The sequence below is a fragment of the Mycobacterium kyorinense genome (assembly GCF_002101735.1).
Lineage (GTDB): Bacteria > Actinomycetota > Actinomycetes > Mycobacteriales > Mycobacteriaceae > Mycobacterium > Mycobacterium kyorinense.
On sequence record NZ_LQPE01000050.1, the window covers coordinates 1 to 18,479 of the forward strand.

Genomic DNA, 18,479 nt, shown 5'->3' on the forward strand with positions numbered 1-18,479 from the left:
CGGCGGGCCGGGGTGGATGCCAACGTGTCCAACCTGGCGGTGGCGTCGTTTCCCGCTGATCAGCCCGATCGGCTGGTCATCGATCAGATCGACTGCACACCACAACAGCAGAAGGCCGCGGCGCGGGCGGCCACGAAAGCCCGGGCCCGGCAGAAGGCGTTGGATCGGTCGCGGCGTAACACCAACCCCGACCAGTACCGACCGTCGCAGCGACAGCACAAGCGGGCGCAGCGTCGCGCCGCGGCCGGGTTAGTGGCCAAACAGATCACCAACCCGGGCGGGCCAAGGGCGGCTCGCGCTGATGGGGTGCCGCTGCGCGCCTACCGCCACGACACACTCTCGCAGCGCTTTCAGCGCACCCGCCGCGATCACGCCGCCGAGTCGCGCAGCGCCAGTCAGGCCAAACAAGCCCGCGCCGACCAGGTTGCCGCGCGGATCGTTGCAGCCCACGGCAACGCCATCACCGTGGAGGACTGCAGAATCTCGACCTGGGCGCGCCTGTGGGGCAAGCGGATTGCCGTGTTTAGCCCCGGCATGCTGGTGGCCGCCCTCAAACGCGAATGCGAATCCGCCGGCGGCACACTGTATCGTGCCGGTACTCGCACCACCGCACTTTCCCAGCACTGCTTATGCGGTAATCGTGTTCCGAAGACCTTGGCGCAGCGCACCCATCACTGCCCCGAATGCGGATTGCACGCCGACCGCGACGTCACCTCGGCGATGCTAGCGGCCTGCGTCGAGCTCACCGATCCCGATGATCCGCGCACCGCGCGGGTCGACTACAAGCTTGCCCACGCCCTGCGGGCGTGGCTGGCCTCCCAGCAAGAGTGGGAGGGCTCAGTCAACCGGCACCAGCCACCGCCAACACCCGTTGACGGACCGGCCAGGACCGGCAGCCACCACCGGGTGGCCTCTGCTGAGCAAGCAGCACTCGACCCACCCCCGAACAGACCAAGCCAAAAGCTTGGACGTCGCGGGCCCAGCCGAAAACAACCAGCCCCCAAGCTGATTGGCGCTGCATGACCCAATACGGGTCAACTCTTAGACCGGCCCTCTTGCGGGAAGCGTTGCAGGAAAGCCAGTCGATGATTGCCGACATGTTGGCCGCCCGCATGCATGTGGACCAGGGCGTTGAGGGCTATCGCGTGGCCGCCGAGGGCTATCGCAGCGCGGCCGAGCAGTTCCACGAGGGCGCTGAAGGATATCAGCAGGCGGTCAGCCGGGCACACACCACGATCGAGATGCTGCAAACCGTGATTGAGCAGTACGGCGACACCATCACACAACAAATCACGCCCGGGCACGCGGGCGGATTAACCACCTGAGGCTCGAGCTAAGTAGAGGACCTGAGATCCGCGGTTTCTGTGCCCATCTCCCCTCCCCCGGCCCGGATGCGGCGTCAGTTCTTCCCGTGCAGTGTCGAACCGACTTAGTCGACGTTCAGGTAGAGCTTTAGCGCCTGCTCGACGAGGGCGCTGCGCGAGGGAGCGTCCCACCGGATCACGAGGTCGTCGAGCACGTGAGCATCGGCGGCGTTGAGCCCGGTAAGCGGGACGCGGGCGGGCGGTTCGGGGTGGCGGCGTCTGCGCGCCGGCGCGGCTGGACGACGCGAGAACAGGCCGTCACCGGCGGGAACCGCGCCCTCACGTCGCCAGTGAGCCGCTAGTTGGTCCTGGTGCGCTTCGATCGCGTCGAGCACGACCTGCGCATATGTCCGGGCAGTGATCGGGTCGCGGCTTTTTTCTTTGGTTGTCAACCGGCGCAAAAGGCGGTGGATCTGAGGGGCGACTTCGGCGGTCGGAACGCTTGTTGCGGCGCGGCGCCGCCGCGGCGGTGTGATCACGCCGGACGTCTCCCCTCCCCCACTTTCGGTCGGCGTCGCGGACGCTGCGTGGTCCTCCTCGGTGTCGTCATACTCGTCGGGCACAGCCGACGGCTGTGGGACCTCCGGAGCGGACCGCGAGATGGGCGGCGGCATGAGGTCGTCGATATCTTCGAGTTTTTCGGTAAATACGCCCTTGGTTGCCATCGGGATAAACTCCTTCTTCGTTTACGCGCCTGCGGGTACGGGCGCGCTGAATACCCGCTGCAGAATCTCTCGCGTGAGGTTCTGGTAGTCGTTCGCCAGCGGCACGGGGTCGCGGGCCCTCAGCACCGGCACGTCGTCGTTGCGTCCTTCGCGTAGGGCGGGCAATAGCTCGGACGTGTGCTCGCTGGCAGCGTTAACGAGTTCTTGAGCCGTCAGATGGCATTCTCGGGCTGCTAACGCAGGCCCAGGCGCGTGGCGGATGGCGGCAGTGAAAGGCTCCGCGTTCGATCCTTCGAGCATGTCACGTACACGGTTGGTAATGACTTTGTTGCGGGTAGTGGCGCGGGGGTTGACCTCGAACAAAACGACTCCAAGCAGGTTGATGGGCGAACCGTGTCGTTTCGCACGCAGATAGCTGGTGGCTAGTTGCTCGACGCCGCGCATGGATCCGGAGTCTTCGCGGGCCGGCACGACGAGGTGCGAACATACCTGGAGCAGGGCTAACAGGAGCGTCACATCGCCGTGACCGGAGTCGACGAAGACGATGTCGTACTGTTCTCGCTCGCAAAGTTCATGGACAGCGCGACGGAAGTTGTCGGCGATGTCTATCCCTGCATCGGCGGCGCGTTCGGCGGACGTCGATACCAGACCTAGGCTCGGCCCACCCATGATGACGTCGAGGTTCGGGCGAACGTCTCGGTAGGGTTTTAGATCGCCGCCGTACTGCATTACTGAGGCTAGGTGGCGGCCTTTGTCCCACTGGTCAAGGGGTACTCCGAGGTCCTCGGTGGTGAGGTTGCCTTGCTGGTCAACGTCGAAAACGGCGACTCGTCGATTGCGGCGGGCCACAGCGACGGCGACGTTGGCCACGATGGACGATTTGCCTACGCCGCCTTTCTGGTTTCCGATCAAGATTTTCGGCGGGCCTGAGGGCGCTGTCATGCTGGCTAATGTACGTGGCGATGCGCATGATAAACCACCTTGAAACGGTGTGTGTTATCTAACTTTTACACTGGGCTGCCGACGTTAGGGTCGATGTGTCTGAAGATGCGCCTGGTACTACCACTCTTAATGCCCCTCTGGTCCTGACTGGACAGGTGATTCAACATGTGTGCGGAATGGAGTCTGTGCAGGCACGGGTGTTCATCACTGCGCACGGTGTTGGCCCGACACGTGTCATAGTGCGTATCCCGTGGGTTGGCACATCCATCTATACCGTGCATGACGGCACACACTTGCAGTTGTACAACACATATCGATGACAAGCGGCTGCCAGTGTGTATACGAATGTGCGGCGCAGATTGCCTGGTCATTCGCATGCCAATGTGCATTAGAATGTGGATCGTCATGCGCTTAGCATCGCCCTTGACCAGCCTATTTGCGTAGCACGTTGCGAGTGGGCGGAGCATGTAACTTAAACCGCCCTGTAACAGGCACAATCGGACGCGCGGGTGCACGGGTATGTAACGCCACGCAAGAACACGTATTGCACATTCCACTACAATGGGCGGTGCCGGGAGCGTGGCGTCACGTCTGGTGACCCGCGTTACACAGCGCGTGAGCAGCCACGTGGCAAGCCGTTTGCTCTCGTGGTGCGGTCGTGAACTTACGTAGGGGGTGTCGACGCACATTCCACTGGGCGTGCGCGGCCTCATTTCACAGGCCTTCACCTGGTTAGAAGGTGGTTTCACATCTTCCACCTTAAGCCCTGCAGCGGCCGACTCCTGGGCGTGAAGTCGGTGCTGAGTCGTGTCGATGTAACAGGGATGACGGATGCCCTCACGCCCATTTCGGAACTGAAAGCCCTTGCCGTTCGGGGTACAGCCGACCAGGCAGCAGGGGATCGTCGACCCAAGGTGGCCGCGTTGCGCTACGTCCTGGTTATCGGGATGCAGCCGCGACGGCTGGGCACCCCGGTCCAGCTCGGCGCAAACCCTTGGGCTCGCGCCCGCCTACCAGCTGCCCAAGGCCGCTCTCTCAAAGCTCGCCGGGTTCTTACCGAATCCGAATATCGTGGCCGCCGCTAGGAGCCCCGCAATATGTCGGACGAGATGTTGGTTGAACCGCGGCTTCGGTTTTCCGGTCGTTTCAAAGTTGTCGTCAACCTGCCCGCAGACGGAGATATTTGCAGCCCGGCCAAGGGGTAGGAGCCGTTAGAATTCTCCCCCTGCCGGGCGCGTTGGTTAGACCTCTAGTGCGACGTACCGGCCCTGATTCGGACGCGGTCTGTGAAGGTTAAGGCCGTGAGGAACAAGCGCCGACGACCCCATTTTTGTATGTCCCAACCGGTCCAGGACCAAGGGTGGGGTCGCCGACGGGGGCGGACTGCATTGACGCCGGGGTCACTTGTGGCGGCGTGGGTGGTGCCTGCGCGTGGGGGAGAAGGGCTTCGGTGATCGATCCCGTCGGCTTGCCGAGTGGGGAGGTCCGGATCACGGGTGCCAGCTCCCGAGATGCGCGCTTTGGTGGGCCGCAGTGCCGAAGCGACTGGGGGGCAAGCTCACAGATCACTAGGCGTGACCGGTGTCCTCAAAGTTCGGCGGAGCACGGGGCGCCACGGCCGGTTCAGCTACTGCAAGGTCGCCGGCTGCTGTTGCGGGACGGCATTGAGCCGCGGAAGCAGGTCGCCTATCTGACCTGGGCATTTACAGGCGGGCACGCGCTGGCTTGCGGGCCGGGCCGTGAAAATCCCGTCCTGGCGGCTCGCCGCCGGGCTGTAACCCCCTCTCGCGGTAACTGCCCCATGCCGCAGGCCGTTTGGCGGCGTACGGGGCGCTGAGCGCGTTTCCGCACGTCGACTGGCTCAGGCGTTGTCGGTGAATCGCTGGTCGGCTCCGAAATTGAGGTGGCGGCGGCACCGGTGCAGGCCGTCGGCGAGTTCGATCCAGCCGGAGGCGTCGCAGACGGGGCAAGCGTCGACGGCGGCGCGCACCGCGGCGCGTTCGGCATCGCGGGCCCGTTCGGCGGCCCCTGGCGGTGCTTGCAGGTTGCCGTGCCAGCGCAGGATGGCGCCAAGTAGGCCGATGGGTCGGTACGGCGATTCTGGTAGGTAGTTACCGCTGATTGCGGCCCACTCATGGATCATCGAATTGAGATCGTGCGCAGTCCAACCGTGAGCTGCAGGACCTGCTAACAGCCGCGCCCAGCCCCGGGGAGTGTGTCGACCTGCCCAGGACGGTGTTTGTCCGTCAGCGAGCCAACGAAGGGCCAGCAGCCGGCCGGCCTCGTCGGCGGCAGCGTATCGTTTCGGTCTCGGTTTTGGTGTATGGGCGGGGTGGCGCGTAGCGCCGCCTTGTTTTGGCGGGCCGTGGCCCGCCGTGTTGGGGTTATGCACATGTCTGTCGGTAGGTAATTGTTCACCAACAGAGCTGTTTTCAACTGATAAGGACCCCCTACGGGGATGGGTGGACAATTCGCGGTCAACGCAGCGCCACAACCCATTTCGATCACGTGAGTTATCCACAAACGGACGCGGCGGGTGCAGCGCCCACACCGAAGCCCAGCCGCGCGCCCGGCTACCCATCCGCCAGGTGGCCAGGCGTTCACGTTTCGTGCGCTGCCGGCCCCTCAAGATTTCGGTTGCACAGTCCATCGCGGCGAGCATGCGGGTGGCACGGCGCACCGTTCGGGCGTCGACCCGGGCGAGTGCCGCCAGCGTCGCGTTGGTGGGGCGACAGTGGCGGCCGGTGCGCCCGTCGGCGAACCGGGCACGGGCGTCGGCAACCTTGACAAGTGTCTTGAGAGATACGGCGTCATAGGGCATCTCGCGGCGCAGGCGTTCGTAGTGGGTGGCGTAGGCGACCGGGACTGCGACGCGGGCCCAACGTTGTGCGCCCGTCCATAAGGGGACCGCGGCGTATGCGTCACCGCCGGGCGCGAGGGCCAGGAATTCGTCGAAGACGCAGTTGGTCGCGTAGTCAGCGATCAGCGCAAGCTGCTTAGGATCCTCACGTGCGGGGTGGCGGGCCAGCAGCGCAACCGAGCGGGGTTGGTTGCGCTGCGCGCGCCGGCGGCGCCGCTGGACGTAGGCTTTGCCGCGGCGAGGGCGTTGCCGCGAAGAGCCGATCGGTCGTTGACCGCTTTTGGGTATGACACGGTGCGGCAGTTCTGGTGGAAAACGCAGACATGCACTACCGTGGGAGCTGCCTGTCAAAGCAATTCCCTTCGGGGAAGAGGCGATTTAGCGCCTCATCAGAGCCCTCCGGTTGCGCTCCGGGGGGCTTTGAGCTTTTGGCGGTGCTATCGCCCGGTCAGATGTATTCGGTTTGAGTCGTGCTGGGGATCAGCACGTGGTCAACATGGCCAGCGGCTTTACCTCCATTCGCGGGCGCGGTGTCGTGATATGCAGGCGTGTGCGGATCGTCTCGCCGTTGTTGCGAGACGTCGGCGAGCCCGCCGTGCCGGCACGCTCCTCTAAAGCGATGGCGACGTCGACACGGACGCGGATGGTGGTGTAACGCGGCGCTTTTGGCGGCGTGCCTGGCCTTTCGGGGAGGTGTGGCAACCTCGGTTGCTTCAGGTGGCGGACGAGGTGGGGCGGCAAGCAGAGGCGCCAGCGTTTTCCACGCAACAGCTGGGTCGGCGGACGGCCGGCCGGGACAGGGGTAGCCACGGTTAGGCGCTTCGGGCGATCGAGGCGTCGGTGACGTCGTGAATTCGGCCCTGGGTGTCGAGGTAGACCCAGCGGTGTTGGCGCCAGAGCTTGGGGGCGGTGCTGGTGGTGGTGCGCGGATCGACGATGTAGCCGAGGTCTAGGGCGGTGGGTAGGTCGGTGTGTTCGATGAGTTCGATGCAGTTGTGGCAGGCGGCGATGGCGTCGGCGGGGCTGCCGAGCGGTCCCTGCCGGGTGGCCGTGCGCCGGCGGGAGAAGATGGCGCCCTGCTGGTAGGTGCAGGCCGGCGCCATGATTTCGCAGTGGCCGCTGGCCCGGGCGGTGATCTGTGCGGCGATCGGCGGTAGCGGGGTTGCAGTGATGAGTTTTCCGACTTTGCTTCGCCGGGCGGTGCGTTGATGTACAGGGATGAGGCCGACGGGCCGCGAGATAGTCTGCGGCTCAGGGTGTTTGGCCGTTGGGCTGATGGGCTGGGCGTGTGCGCGCAGCAGGTGTTGTTTGGCGTTGAAGTCGTCGTTGATCCACACGCCGGCCCACATGCCGTAGGCGGGCCGGTTGCGTAGCGCGTCTTGGCTGCACTGGGCGCGGTTCGGGCATTTCAGGCATTGCTGGCGGGTGAGGGCCCGCCGTGTGGGGTCGAACCAGTCGCCGGGGTGCTGCAGGCAAGGAGGCGGGGCAATGTCGCGCTTGTGGTTCACGAAGGTGTCCTCTATCGTGAAACCAGCCCGGTGAAGGCTTGGTTTCTGGTTTCGGAAGCCAATGACTGGAGTTGGTGTCTCCAGTTCACAGTTGTCCCCGCTTCGGCGGGGATTTCTGCGTTTGGCCCAATGTGCAGTTATTCGTTGCTGACTTTGCGGGTCAACGTGTTTCGCGTGCCTGGGGGCTTTCTTGCGGTCTCCTCTCCGGCGCTAAGTCGCGGACGTGTGGGACCACAGTGACACGCGTGGACTGTGATATCTCGGCGACACGCCGCGCGGTTTTCCGCGCACTATGGGTCTGGGGTTGGCATTACCGTCGTCTCCTGTGGGTTAAAGCGGGGCTTCGGGCTGTTAGTGGGTTGGTGTACTGCCACCCGCGCAGCGCTGGTGGCGCCTGGGGGCGCTGATAGCAGTACGCCAGGCCCATGGGGCCTAGGTTAAGGCCCGCTTCTACTGTTGCGCCGCACCCGACGTAAAAAAATTTCCGGCGGTCGCCTGATGCGTAGCGGCTTAGCAGCCTTGTAGGTTCGGGCATAAGCGGCCGGATACCGCCGCGCTCAGTCAGTTCTTTGGTGGCGCGCTTGGTTGGGGCTAATGCGTTGGGCCCCTGCTTTATTCAACGAAGGGGACACCTCGTGACGATCGTCGATAGCCGCCGTAACGGCGCTGAGGTCGCGGCCCCGTCTGGTGGTGTGCCCTATCAGCTGGGTGAATCGGCAGCCTCAGCGCGCGGCGGACCGACCCCGGGGCCGCGCACAGACCAATCCAGTCAAGGGCGGCTGCGCTCGGTTGCTGAAGCAGAGTCGTTGTCGCACTATGGCGCCGTCGCCGACGAGGGCCTGCGCACTTTGCTTCTTGTTCGCAGAAGTCGCCGGGCGGCGGTGTGGCTGACGGTCGCTATTGCGACTGTCAGCTTCGTACTGTCGTTTACGTCGCTTCGACAGTTGGCGGCGGCGTCGGCCTGGCCTGGGTGGTCATCGTGGCTGTTGCCGTTGATCATTGATGGGATCATCGTTTTGGCGACGTTGGGCATTGTGGCGTTGGCGCCGTATCGCGACCAGCTGCGCAACCGGGCTTTCTTTTGGGCGGTCCTTACTGCTGCGGCGGCGGTGAGCGTGGGCGGTAACGCCTTGCACGCGTGGCTTTTCACGGCTCGTCTGGTTGCCTGGATGCGGTGGGGCTCTGCGGGTTTGGCGTGTGTGCCGCCGGTAGCCTTGTTGGCTACCACCCATATTCTGGGAACGCTGTGGCGGTTCAATCCGGTGCCGCCACCGGATGCCCGCTCGCAGTTGCGTGAGCGCGCCCTGGAGCTGGCCGCGCAGCGCATGGACCGCTGGGAAGCGGCTGCGGCCAAGCTGCATGAGGAAGGCCATTGCCTGACCGTGCCGACCGAAAAGATCGCGGGTGTGTTGTGGTATTTGTACGAGCGCCGGCCGGCGCTGTCGCTGCGCGCAATCGGGGCGAAGCGCGAGGTGGGGCTGCATCACGGCACGGTAGGCAAGATCCGCGATGCTGCCGCGGTGGTGCTGGGCGCGGCGGGCGCCGAGCAGTCAAGCGCCGCTATCGGATAGCCGCGCAATGATCCGCAGGCCATGGCGTTGTTCAAGTCTTGGATCGCATTATTTGCCTTGAGTTGGACGTCGCGGGGGGACGGTTGTCGCCGGTAGCGTTTTGCGCAGTGATCAGCGACGAAAGCTCGATTATGAGGATGGGTTATGGGCCTGTTTGACGCGTTGGGTGATTTGTTCGACGACATTTTGGGGCTGTTCGGCGTCGACGACGAGGAATATAGCCAGGACCCGCCGAATTGGCCTGCGCCCAGGGTGGTGACCAGCGCTGTCGGGCCTGACGGTGCTCCGCTGGCTCCTGCGCCGCCCCCTGCGCCGGGCGGGCCGAGTGGCATTCAGGCCGGTGCTGATCAGGCCGGCAGCAACTATCAGCAGACCAGCGGGGCGGTAAGCGCTACCGATGACAAGGTCAGCGGGCTCCTTAAGGACATTTTCGCTTCCAATGACCAGGCTCGCTCGCAGGTTCAAGGAATTGTCGACGGCATCAAGGCAGCCCAGCAGCAATTGGTGAGCGATCCGTTTAAAGCTCGTGACCCGCAATCGCTGTCGTATTTCAACCAATATCTGGATCAGCAGCTCGGCAAGATCGAGCAGATTCTCGATGGTGCGAAGGTGGACAGTAGGAAGCAAGCCGAGTTGCTGTCAGCGCTTGGCGATGAGTACCGCAAAACGATTCCTGGCCCGGATTCGACGAAGGATCACGCCGGCGGTCAGGGTGGGGATCAAAGCGGTAGCGGTGGCGGCGGTTCTGACCAAAGCGGCGGAGGTTCCGACCAGAGCGGCGGTGCGGCCGGTGGCAGTGCCGGGACTGACCCGGGCGCCGGGGGAGCGGGCGCGGGGCTGGCAGATCCTTTCGCGGGGTTAGGCGGGCTGGGCGGCTTGGGCGGCGCCGATCCGTTGTCGTCGATGTTGGGTCCGGCATTGTCGGCGCTGGGCGCGTTGCCCGGATCGTTGGGCGGCGCCGGTGCGTCATTGCCTGCTGGTGCGCTGGGAGCTTTGGGTGATGGGTTGGCCGGCCGCGGCGGTGGTAGCGACGGGTTCTCTGACCACGACGACCACGCGGGCGATCACCCTAAATCTGACTTCGTCGACAGCGGCGAACACAGCGGCGGGGGGCAGACCCAGGGCGGCGATCCCAACAGCGTGGGGTCGACAACGCAAAGCAATCCTGCTGGGCAGGCAGATCAGGACCAGCCGCGGCCGGGGCAACAGCCCGCGGCGCCGGCGGCGGCCCCGGCGAGCGCAGCCGGCAACCCCAGCCTGGTGGTGCAGATGCCCGATGGCAGCCCGGTCACAGCGACGACCCCGCAGCACGCGGGCTCGGTCCGCGCGGTGATGAGTGGAGCATCGGTGGCTGATGCCTGGAAGCAGAACGGCGTGCAGCTTCCTCCGCCGGGCACCCCGGTCACCACACCTGGGGATCCGAGCCATTTGGTGCCAGGAGAGATCGCCCAGTACAAGAGTCGTGACCCGGTGATGTATGTCGGTAATGGCAAGATTTGGCTTGATGGCCAACCGCAACCACAAAGCGCGCTGCCGACCGCAGATTTCCTGGGCTGGTTGGACCCGGCTGCGGTTGCTGGAGCCCCGCCCGCAGCCGCGGCTGCGCCCGGTTCGCCGGGCGTCCCCGGGTCCCCGGTGTTGACGGCGACCGGCGGGTGATGCTGTGGCGCAGGAATTGGGGGCAGCGGTGGTGGACGGGCAATACGTCAGCGGTCCGGTGGTGATGGAGTGCTCCGCAGATGGCGCGGTGATGGTGGAAGTCGACTACACCGGTAGCGAGCTGCGGGTTCAGCTCGAACCGGAGGTGCGGTCGTGGTCGGCCGACATCCTGGCCGATCGGATCATGCGGTTGCACCGGCTGGCGTTGATGCGTGCCCGCTCCGAAAAGCGGCTGAGCCACATGGCCGAAAGCGGGGTCATGTTGCCGCCGACGCCGGGCTGGCCGGCGCCCAGCGATGTCGATGACTACCGCCGCACCATCGATTTTTGAGGACTGTTGACCGATGCGGGGCGACCCGCACTGTTGTTACGGTTAGCAAACAGGCTGTTCAGAGCGCAGGAGGTAGTGATGAGCGGAGACGCGGTAACGGTCGATGCCGAGCAGTGGCGTGAGCACGCACGGTGGTGGGACAACGAAGCCCCGCGCATCCGGGAGCATCTGACGGCGAGCCCTGAGGCGCTGGCCAGCGCCGGTAGGCGGTTCGGGGTGATCGGGTGGGAGGTTCGTGACGCTTTGACCGAGGCGTTGCACGCCCGCACTGAGGCAGGCCACGCCCTTGGGCGGTTCTGCGAGGGTGTAGCGGGCCATATTCGGTCGAACGTGGCGATGTATGAGCAGACTGAGGCTCAAAGCCAGCAAACGTTGTCGTCGTAGCCGGGGGCTGTTCGGTGTCGGACTCGTTACGGGTGGATTCGTCGGCGGTCCGCGCGGCAGCTAGCCGTGCGGGGTCGGCCGCCGCAACCGCTACGCCGGGTTCTGCGCAGGTCCGTCCGTGCGCCAGCGATGTGGTTTCCGGCGCTGCCAGCACCCGGTTTGGGGCGCGCATGGCGCTGGCCCGCCAGTACGCCGCTGCTGCCAATGCTGTGGCCGCCCATTACGGGGTGAAGCTGTCCGCCGCGGCCGAGGCGTATGACCGGCAAGAAGACGCATCGGCGGCGCTGCTAGGTGGCGGTGGTGCAGGGGTCGGGGGCGCCGAGGACGCGGCCGACGCCGTGAGCGGCCTGTCAAGCCTTGCGGGGCTGGCCTCCACGTCGGGTGCAGCGCCGCTATCGGGGGCGGCACCTGGCGAGGTTCCCGAAAGCCCACGCGACATCGCCCGGCTGATCGAGACCGGCCGCGGCGGGGTCGGCAAGCAGACCTGGCAAGCAGCCGAAGCCAGTTTGCACCGCGAAGCCCGCGAACTCGACGACGCCGCCGATCAGATGGGTTCGGCGATCTCAGCGGCCGACGAGGGCTGGCAGAGTTCGAGTGCTGATGCGGCTACGGCGAAAATGCGCGAGCTGCAGAGCTGGTATCGCAGCCACGCCGACTATGTGCGCGGGCTGGCCAGTGAAGCCCAGGCCCACGTGCAGAACTTCACCCAGGCCACGGCGACTATCCCGTCGTATCAGGACGTGGTGGCCGGTGAACGGGAGTTACAGAACGCTGTGGCGGCCAATGCGCGAAGCGGCGGCCGCCAGCGGGCGGCGGTAGTTCACGCCCAAGTCAAAGTAAGTCAGCTTTATCAGGCGTCGACGACGGGGTTTTCCGGCTACACCGCAGCCGAGGCGATGCCCTCCCCGCAGCTGCCGACCCCGCCGCCGGGGCTGCTGCCGGATTCCTCGGATGCGGGGACGACGACAACCCCGGGTGACGGCAAAATCAATACGCTCAAGCCGCCGGCCCCCACACCCGGCAGTGCCCCGGTGGATCCGGTGCAGGCGGGCAACGGTGTCGGTCAGGATCTGAGCCCGGGTGCAACCTTCCCGGTCGGCGCTACAGATCCTGCCGCGGCCGCCGACCCGCTCGTTGATGCCCTGCCCGATACGGCGGGATCGCTGATGCCGCAAGTGATTCCCGGTCTGATCGGTGGAGTGGTGGGCGGCTTAGGCGGGGCGCTGGGCGGCTTGGCAGGTGCGGGCCAGAAGGCGGTGCAGAGCATGGGGCAGGCGGCGGGGCCGCTGATGAACGAGTTGGGCCAGCATCCGCAAGGCGGTGACAAGCCGCAGGAGGGTGAGCAGTCGTCGCCGTCTGAGGAGCCGCCGGCGGAGCTGGCGTCCGGTGGTGAACCGTCGACTCCGGACGTGGGCGGCGGCGGTGATGGCGGTGGCGGCGGGGAGATGGAGCCCGCTGGGGGAGCCGAGCCGATGGCGGCCCCACCGGATGTGGCGCCCACGCCGGCCGCGGCCGCCCCGGCAGCCGCCGCGGCACCCGCGGAGCCGGCGCCGGCCACCGGGATGGGGATGGGGCCGATGATGGCCCCGCCGATGGGGGCCGGCGGCGGCCGCGGGTCAGGCCCAGACGTCAAAGAGCTTTACCGTGACCGCAAATTGAAAGTGGTCGCACCACCCAACAGTGAACCGGTCAAAAACCGGCGCGAGGGCCGCGAACGCAAGAAAGAAAAAGAATCATGATGATGTCGGATAAGGACCGGGTTGAGGCGATCCAGCAGGGCCTGCGCGTCACCCATGCCCTTGTCGCTGAGATGAATGCTATTGAACCCAAAGCAGTAGCCGAGTCCGCAAACCATGAAATCGAGGCCACGTTCGACCGTGACGGCTTTCTGCAGGATTTGGTGATCGCGCCCACCGCGCTGGCCGACCACACCCACATTGAGCTTGAAGACATGATCACCGACGTACTGCTCGACGGCCACGCCCAGCTCAACGAGGCCATCATGACCGCGATGACACGCTACTGGGGGCCTGAAAGCTCCTGGCACGAGCTTCCAGCCCTAGCCGACGACTACTAGCAAATCGATGAATCTTGACGTCCTCCGCGCATTGAAAATGCGCGGATTCCTTGTGGTGGTGTGCTGTCTCGCTATGCCGCCTGTTGGGCGGGTTGTGGAGAGCACGAAGCGGCGCGCCGGCCAACAAGTGTGGGCGCGTGCCGGTCATCGCTGGACTTCGCACGACGGGAGCGCGGCCAGCCAGCCAAGCAGATCGTCGAGGCCGGTAGCTACCTGATCGACCATCTTGTACATGAGTTCGGGAGTGCAAGGATCATCCAGGAGGATCGCGGTGCGTTTGCCTGCTCCCACGGCCCAGCCGAGCTCGAGGTGTGCGGACCGCCCGCACGGCAGGACGAGCACGAAGGTATCCGCGGCGAGCATGGCGTCGAAATCTCGCCGGAATCCCAGATCGGCCGCAGGATGCGTTAACGCATTCAGGTACTCGGCGGCGCTAGCAAGATCCGGGGGCGATGGATCGTCGTCGGCAGGGTTGTCGTGGGTGAGAAAGACGTCCTCCCAACGAAACCCGCGGTCCGTCGATGTGTTGGGGTGCTTGAAGTCGTACACGTCGTGCCCGTGTGCGCGTAGAACATGAACCACTCGACGGTGCAGGCGATTGCGCCATGACGAAGCAACGTAGATGTGGCGTCGACACGGGTGCGCGCCGGCGCCGTTGGTGTGGGTCAGCATGACGTCGGCGGCGATGTCAGCTTCGCGCTGGGCCCGCGTGTTGGTCATGCGTTTGTCCTGGTGTTGGTTGATGTTTCGTTGACTTACAGGCGCTGCTCGCTGCCGCGGTTTGCGCGACCAGGTCGGGCCTGTCGCCGATCAGTCGCTAGACGGCAGCACAAGCCACCGCAGGTGTGTCGGCGAGGCTGCCCGCCAGTGCGTCGACAGTCGAGTTGGCGCGGGCGGTGTTGATCAGCGATGCGATCGCGTCGACGATCACACCGGGGGCCTGCTGCGGCACCATGTGGCCCACGCCGGGCAGCGAAATCAGCTGTGCGCCAGCGATACCGGCCGCCAAATCGCGGGAATGCTCAGGTGGGGTGATGACGTCGGCCTCGCCGGTGATGATGACGGTGCGCGCTTGGATCGTGCTCAGGACGCGGTAGGCGTCAAAGCTGCGTAAACCGGTGACGAATCCCAGCGCGGTGGTCGTCACCGCGGCGGCGACGACGCTTGCCACTGTTGCGCGCTGTGACGGGCCGCAGCCGATCCGGCGGCTCAAAGCGGCGCACACCGGGGCGGCGAGCGCGCGCAGGGCCCGCTGTGGGGCGTGTTCGCCGGCTCTGCATAGGGTCTCGATTCCGGGTGTGGCCAGCAAGCGGCCCAGGCCGCGCTGGGCGATCTGTCCGGCCGCAGTGGCCACCAAGACCAGGCCATCGGGGTCTATCGGGCGGTCGAGAGCGGGTCGGGCCAGATACGCCAGCAGCACCATCGCCCCGAGCGAGTGGCCCACGAGCAGGAGTGGTCCACGGACGTCGAGGGTCGCTAAGACTTGCGCAAGATCGTCGGCGAGCTGCTCGGGCCGGTAACTGGGGGCGGGCCCCGGCGCCGATTGGCCATGCCCGCGGTGATCGAAGGCGATCACTCGCACGTCTGCGCCGTAAATCCGCTCCAGTGAACAGATTTGGTGGCCCCACGATGCCTGCGACAAGCACCAGCCGTGGCAGAACATCACCGTGGCGGCGGCCGGCCGGGCGGGCCTGGAATCGGTGACGGCGAGTCTGACGCCATCGCGTGCCAGCACTATCTGGTGTCGTCGCCGAGTGGTCATTGCAAGTGAGTGGTCGTTGGTGGTCACGCGACTTACACCTCGCCTTGCAGTCAGGCCGCGGCGCCGGCGGCGCGCGGGGCGGGGGTGTCGTCGTTGAGGTTGTCGCTGGGGGGAGACGGGGGTGCTACGGGGATGTCGCCGACCTCGATGAGGCGGCGCTGCTCGAATTGTTTGGCTAAGGCTGCGTAGAGCGGCTTGAGGGCTTCGGGGAAGTGGCCGGGCAGCATGATTCCGCCCCAGATGCCGTGGGTGGCTCCGGTGACCACGGCGTTGTAGCCGCAGCGGCCCCTAAACGGGCATTGCGCGCAGAGGTTGATGGCGCGCCGGCGTTTGCGGGGTTCAAAGAACAGTTCGGGATCTTGTCGGCACGCCACTTCGTGAGTGGTGGCGAAGACCCGCACGTCGCGGCGGGTTTGGAACGACGATTCCGGGCGGGCCAGTGTCTTGGATGGGGGTTGTGGGGCGGTGGTCATGGCACGGGTCCTTTCTCGGCGGCGGGTGTCGTCACACATCGCAGTGAATCACGAATGGCTGCTAATTTAGCAGATTTTCTAGGAGTTATGCTCCTAATTTTGGAGTTTCTGCGCGGCGGTACGGCGCGCGTGAGCCTTGGTAAGCGCCGCTGGTGTGTCGTCTCCGCAGCTCAGATGGGTCAAACGGTGCTCGGATGCGTGGGTGGCGATTGAAGATCGGCGGCCGGCGCCGACCACGAATTTAAGAGTTTTGGGGGCCTGTGTGACCCAACTTGGGAGTGAGTCAGGCAAGATTACGGCCATGTCCTGGGAACGGCTGGGCCGTGAAGTCGCTCGTCGTCGTGAGGAGCTGCATCTGACCCAGGTCGATGTCGCCCAACGCGGCGGCCCGTCGGTCGCCACGTTGACCGCGGTGGAAAATAACCGTTCGGGACGGTTGAGTAAGCGCTTGCGTCAGGCTTTGGAGCGGGCCATCGAGTGGGAGCCCGGCAGCGTGGACGCGGTATTGAATGGGCAGGCACCGCGCCCCAAAGCCAAGGTCGCCGGTCCGCCGGTGGCGGACTCGCGTGATGCGCAAGTGGTTGCTGCGCAGCGTTTTGCGGTCGTGCAGCGGCTGATCAAGATGCGCCAAGCGTTTATGGAACACCGTGACGAGATGCCCGAGGCGGTCCGCGAGGCCATGCAGGAGGAGGTCGCTGCGGCCTCACGCGAGACCGAGGAAGCGCTGATTTGGATGTTGCCTTGGCTGGGGGAGGCAGAGCGCGCTGAGGCGATCCGTATTTTGGCCGAACTCCAACAGTGTTGACCGTGGCCGGGTGTCAGCAGCGGCGTTTACGCTGCCGATATGGCCAACATTCCGGGAATGCCGCGGCCGAACACGAACCTGCCCGTGCGCTACAGCAAGTCGGCGCCGGCGACCACGGCCAGCCCGTCGTCGTGTTCTGCGCGCAGGCAGCAAGGCAGTCAGGCGTCGGCGTGGCCGGCCTGGCAGCCCGGGTCTGATTACGAGCAGTGGTGGCACTACAGCCGCACTTGTGCGGCGGCGTTGCGGGCGGGGTATCCGCCGGCCCCGGTTAACGTGTACGGGCCGGTGCTGGCTGCCGGTGAGTCTGCCCTGCTGAGCACGAATATCAGCTATAGCCGCTATCACGGGTCCAGTGCCCGGTATTCGCCGCTGCCGCTGATTGTGGCCGGCCGACCGGCCGTGATGTTCGGCGCCCTGGCTGTTCAAGGCGTCATCAACCGCCGTCGCAAAACGAGCGCGCAACGCGCCGCGGCAGTGCAGTGGCGAGACCAAGAGGACTGCCCTGTCATCGTGACGACAGAGCGCCTGATCTGCAGTACCACCAAGCACGGGCAACTCAGTTTCTGGTTCGGCGACTGCAACGAGTTCCATCCTGACCTGCAGCAGTGGACGCTGACGATGGGGTTTAACTCGACCTATCCGGTGCGGTTAACCGGGCCTGCCGCCCCCGCGCTGAGCCTTTGGAGCGCCTACGGCATCCTGGGTGACGCCTGGGTAAATGACCCGCGTCTGGCCCTCCTGAGCTAAGGCGAAATGGTCACCACTTTTCAAGCGCTGCTTGTAGCGATAATCGCGGTTCTTCCAGGCGCGGTTTACACGCTTGCGCGGGAAAGCCACGGCGCAAGTTGGGCCTGGCGAAAAACGGATGCCGCAACCCTGATCTTTCGTTTCCTGGCGACGTCGGCAGCATTTCAGGCGCTATTGGCACCAGCGACCTACTATGCCTACCGCCACGTCGTCTTGACCGGCGCGACAGCGCCCGACGAGCTGCCTTGGACGTGGTGGGCCGCGATCGCGGCATACATCACCATCCCGTACCTGGTTGGCGTTTGGATGGAAGACTCCCGCGATTGGAAGCCGAGCTCTCGCCGGGTGATCGGGTGGCCGAAGAACGCGGTGAAACGCACGCTGGCCTTCATATCTGGGACGGACCCTGAGCCGCGAGCCTGGGATCGCCTCTTCTCGACAGACCGGACCGGATACATCACCCTGAAGTTAAAGGGCGGGGAGTGGAAAGCCGGGATCTGGTACAGGCCGGCGTATGCCAGCGCGTACGGCGAAGACCAGGAACTCTACATCGCCGAACAGATCGTCGTCTCAGCGGAGGGCGCGGTCGCCTACGACGACAACGGCGACCCGGCCTACCTCGGTGTCGGATTGCTGATCCGCTGGTCAGAGATCGAGTACGTAGAATTTGTTGATCTGAGCGATATAGGAGGGTGAACGCGGTGGGCAAGGAACAACGCATTGAAACAGCGGTTCCGCACGACGACGGCATCGAGAAAAAGGGCGGCTACCCGGCAGGCCCCAAACCGGCCAAAGGCGTTCCGCCTGTGCCTGAAGGACTACGTAAACCGCGCAAGCAGTCGTAAACGGCTTTCCCAGCGCCGCGCGCGTGCTACTACTGGTCAATGAGCGTTTGGATCAGCTCTGCGATGCGCTGTTGGCCAGCGGCGGTGGCATCGAGTTTGCCGCGCATTTCGGTGAAGCCCTGATCTACGCGTGCAAACCCTTCGTCGACGTGCTGGCGCAGATCGACGAAGTCTTCGCGTAGGTCGACGAAGTCTTCGCGTAGGTCGACGAAGTCTTGGCGCATGGCATTGAAACCGCTGGCGGTGGCCTGCCGGAAGTCGCGCAGCTCGCCCTGGATCGCGCTCACGTCGCGATCGGCCGCGCCGGCAAGGACCCGGGCGGCGGCCGCGTCCTGCTCGCTCGCCGTGACCCGACCGGATAAGTGTTCGACTTTCTGCTCCAGTTCTGAGACGCGGGCTTCCAGGTCGTCGCCAGGCATACCGAGCAGACTACCGCCTCAGCTCGCCTCCCGCGGTTGGTGGCGAGGCTCTGGTTCAAAGCGTGAT

At 65.3% G+C, this 18,479-nt stretch carries 20 protein-coding genes; 12 read left to right on the forward strand and 8 right to left on the reverse strand.

What is annotated here, in order from left to right; all coding sequences use genetic code 11:
* Positions 1-1,023 (forward strand): zinc ribbon domain-containing protein (locus AWC14_RS07935; protein WP_142281610.1); only part of this gene is annotated, 1,023 nt, incomplete at its 5' end.
* Positions 1,024-1,055: 32 nt separating this feature from the next.
* Positions 1,056-1,325 (forward strand): hypothetical protein, encoded by a 270-nt coding sequence (locus tag AWC14_RS07940; RefSeq protein ID WP_085241075.1) that lies wholly within the window; start codon positions 1,056-1,058, stop codon positions 1,323-1,325.
* A 104-nt stretch (positions 1,326-1,429) separates the two neighbouring features.
* Here AWC14_RS07940 and AWC14_RS07945 read toward each other — a convergent pair whose 3' ends face one another.
* The 4 genes from AWC14_RS07945 to AWC14_RS07960 form a co-directional block, all read right to left on the reverse strand.
* A complete protein-coding gene (locus tag AWC14_RS07945) occupies positions 1,430-2,029 on the reverse strand; it encodes a hypothetical protein (RefSeq protein ID WP_085241077.1) in 600 nt (199 codons plus the stop codon).
* 21 nt (positions 2,030-2,050) lie between these two features.
* A complete protein-coding gene (locus AWC14_RS07950; RefSeq protein ID WP_085241079.1) occupies positions 2,051-2,971 on the reverse strand; it encodes a ParA family protein in 921 nt (306 codons plus the stop codon).
* 1,861 nt (positions 2,972-4,832) lie between these two features.
* Positions 4,833-5,114: a hypothetical protein gene (locus AWC14_RS07955; protein WP_085241081.1), complete on the reverse strand. Its 282-nt coding sequence runs from the start codon at positions 5,112-5,114 to the stop codon at positions 4,833-4,835.
* 1,529 nt (positions 5,115-6,643) lie between these two features.
* Positions 6,644-7,339, reverse strand: coding sequence for a WhiB family transcriptional regulator (locus tag AWC14_RS07960; RefSeq protein ID WP_158089871.1), 696 nt, complete (start codon positions 7,337-7,339; stop codon positions 6,644-6,646).
* A gap of 635 nt (positions 7,340-7,974) precedes the next feature.
* Here AWC14_RS07960 and AWC14_RS07965 point away from each other — a divergent pair.
* The 6 genes from AWC14_RS07965 to AWC14_RS07990 all read left to right on the forward strand — a co-directional run bounded on the left by AWC14_RS07965 (position 7,975) and on the right by AWC14_RS07990 (position 13,361).
* The gene (locus AWC14_RS07965; RefSeq protein WP_158089872.1) at positions 7,975-8,910 is read left to right on the forward strand and encodes a DUF2637 domain-containing protein; all 936 of its coding nucleotides are present in this window, start codon (positions 7,975-7,977) and stop codon (positions 8,908-8,910) included.
* Between the two features lie 144 nt (positions 8,911-9,054).
* Entirely contained in the window at positions 9,055-10,569 is a 1,515-nt protein-coding gene (locus AWC14_RS07970; protein WP_085241087.1) for a DUF4226 domain-containing protein, read from the forward strand.
* 4 nt (positions 10,570-10,573) lie between these two features.
* Positions 10,574-10,900 (forward strand): hypothetical protein, encoded by a 327-nt coding sequence (locus AWC14_RS07975; RefSeq protein ID WP_085241089.1) that lies wholly within the window; start codon positions 10,574-10,576, stop codon positions 10,898-10,900.
* A gap of 78 nt (positions 10,901-10,978) precedes the next feature.
* Complete coding sequence (locus tag AWC14_RS07980) at positions 10,979-11,284, forward strand: type VII secretion target (RefSeq protein WP_142281611.1); 306 nt, start codon at positions 10,979-10,981, stop codon at positions 11,282-11,284.
* A 170-nt stretch (positions 11,285-11,454) separates the two neighbouring features.
* On the forward strand, positions 11,455-13,023 hold the full coding sequence (locus AWC14_RS07985) for a PPE domain-containing protein (protein WP_085241093.1): 1,569 nt from the start codon (positions 11,455-11,457) through the stop codon (positions 13,021-13,023).
* A complete protein-coding gene (locus AWC14_RS07990; RefSeq protein ID WP_085241095.1) occupies positions 13,020-13,361 on the forward strand; it encodes a YbaB/EbfC family nucleoid-associated protein in 342 nt (113 codons plus the stop codon). Before AWC14_RS07985 ends, AWC14_RS07990 begins: the two co-directional genes overlap by 4 nt.
* Positions 13,362-13,505: 144 nt before the next feature.
* Here the strand turns inward: AWC14_RS07990 and AWC14_RS07995 are convergent, their stop codons facing one another.
* The 3 genes from AWC14_RS07995 to AWC14_RS08005 form a co-directional block, all read right to left on the reverse strand.
* Positions 13,506-14,081, reverse strand: coding sequence for a hypothetical protein (locus AWC14_RS07995; RefSeq protein WP_249026311.1), 576 nt, complete (start codon positions 14,079-14,081; stop codon positions 13,506-13,508).
* Positions 14,082-14,178: 97 nt separating this feature from the next.
* The gene (locus tag AWC14_RS08000; protein ID WP_249026312.1) at positions 14,179-15,150 is read right to left on the reverse strand and encodes an alpha/beta fold hydrolase; all 972 of its coding nucleotides are present in this window, start codon (positions 15,148-15,150) and stop codon (positions 14,179-14,181) included.
* A 23-nt stretch (positions 15,151-15,173) separates the two neighbouring features.
* A complete protein-coding gene (locus AWC14_RS08005; RefSeq protein ID WP_158089873.1) occupies positions 15,174-15,596 on the reverse strand; it encodes a WhiB family transcriptional regulator in 423 nt (140 codons plus the stop codon).
* Positions 15,597-15,897: 301 nt separating this feature from the next.
* On the opposite strand from AWC14_RS08005, the gene AWC14_RS08010 reads away from it, so the two are divergent.
* From AWC14_RS08010 to AWC14_RS28590, 4 genes are read left to right on the forward strand one after another with little or no spacing between them, the layout of a single operon-like run.
* Complete coding sequence (locus tag AWC14_RS08010) at positions 15,898-16,401, forward strand: helix-turn-helix domain-containing protein (RefSeq protein WP_142281612.1); 504 nt, start codon at positions 15,898-15,900, stop codon at positions 16,399-16,401.
* A gap of 39 nt (positions 16,402-16,440) precedes the next feature.
* Positions 16,441-17,148 carry a hypothetical protein gene (locus tag AWC14_RS08015; protein WP_085241101.1) on the forward strand — a complete coding sequence of 236 codons (708 nt, stop codon included), beginning with the start codon at positions 16,441-16,443 and terminating at the stop codon, positions 17,146-17,148.
* Between the two features lie 6 nt (positions 17,149-17,154).
* Complete coding sequence (locus tag AWC14_RS08020) at positions 17,155-17,844, forward strand: DUF6338 family protein (RefSeq protein ID WP_085241103.1); 690 nt, start codon at positions 17,155-17,157, stop codon at positions 17,842-17,844.
* Between the two features lie 5 nt (positions 17,845-17,849).
* The gene (locus AWC14_RS28590) at positions 17,850-17,993 is read left to right on the forward strand and encodes a hypothetical protein (protein ID WP_158089874.1); all 144 of its coding nucleotides are present in this window, start codon (positions 17,850-17,852) and stop codon (positions 17,991-17,993) included.
* A gap of 29 nt (positions 17,994-18,022) precedes the next feature.
* Here the strand turns inward: AWC14_RS28590 and AWC14_RS08025 are convergent, their stop codons facing one another.
* Positions 18,023-18,412, reverse strand: a complete 390-nt coding sequence (locus tag AWC14_RS08025; protein ID WP_085241106.1) for a hypothetical protein — start codon at positions 18,410-18,412, stop codon at positions 18,023-18,025.
* Between the last annotated feature and the right edge of the window lie 67 nt (positions 18,413-18,479).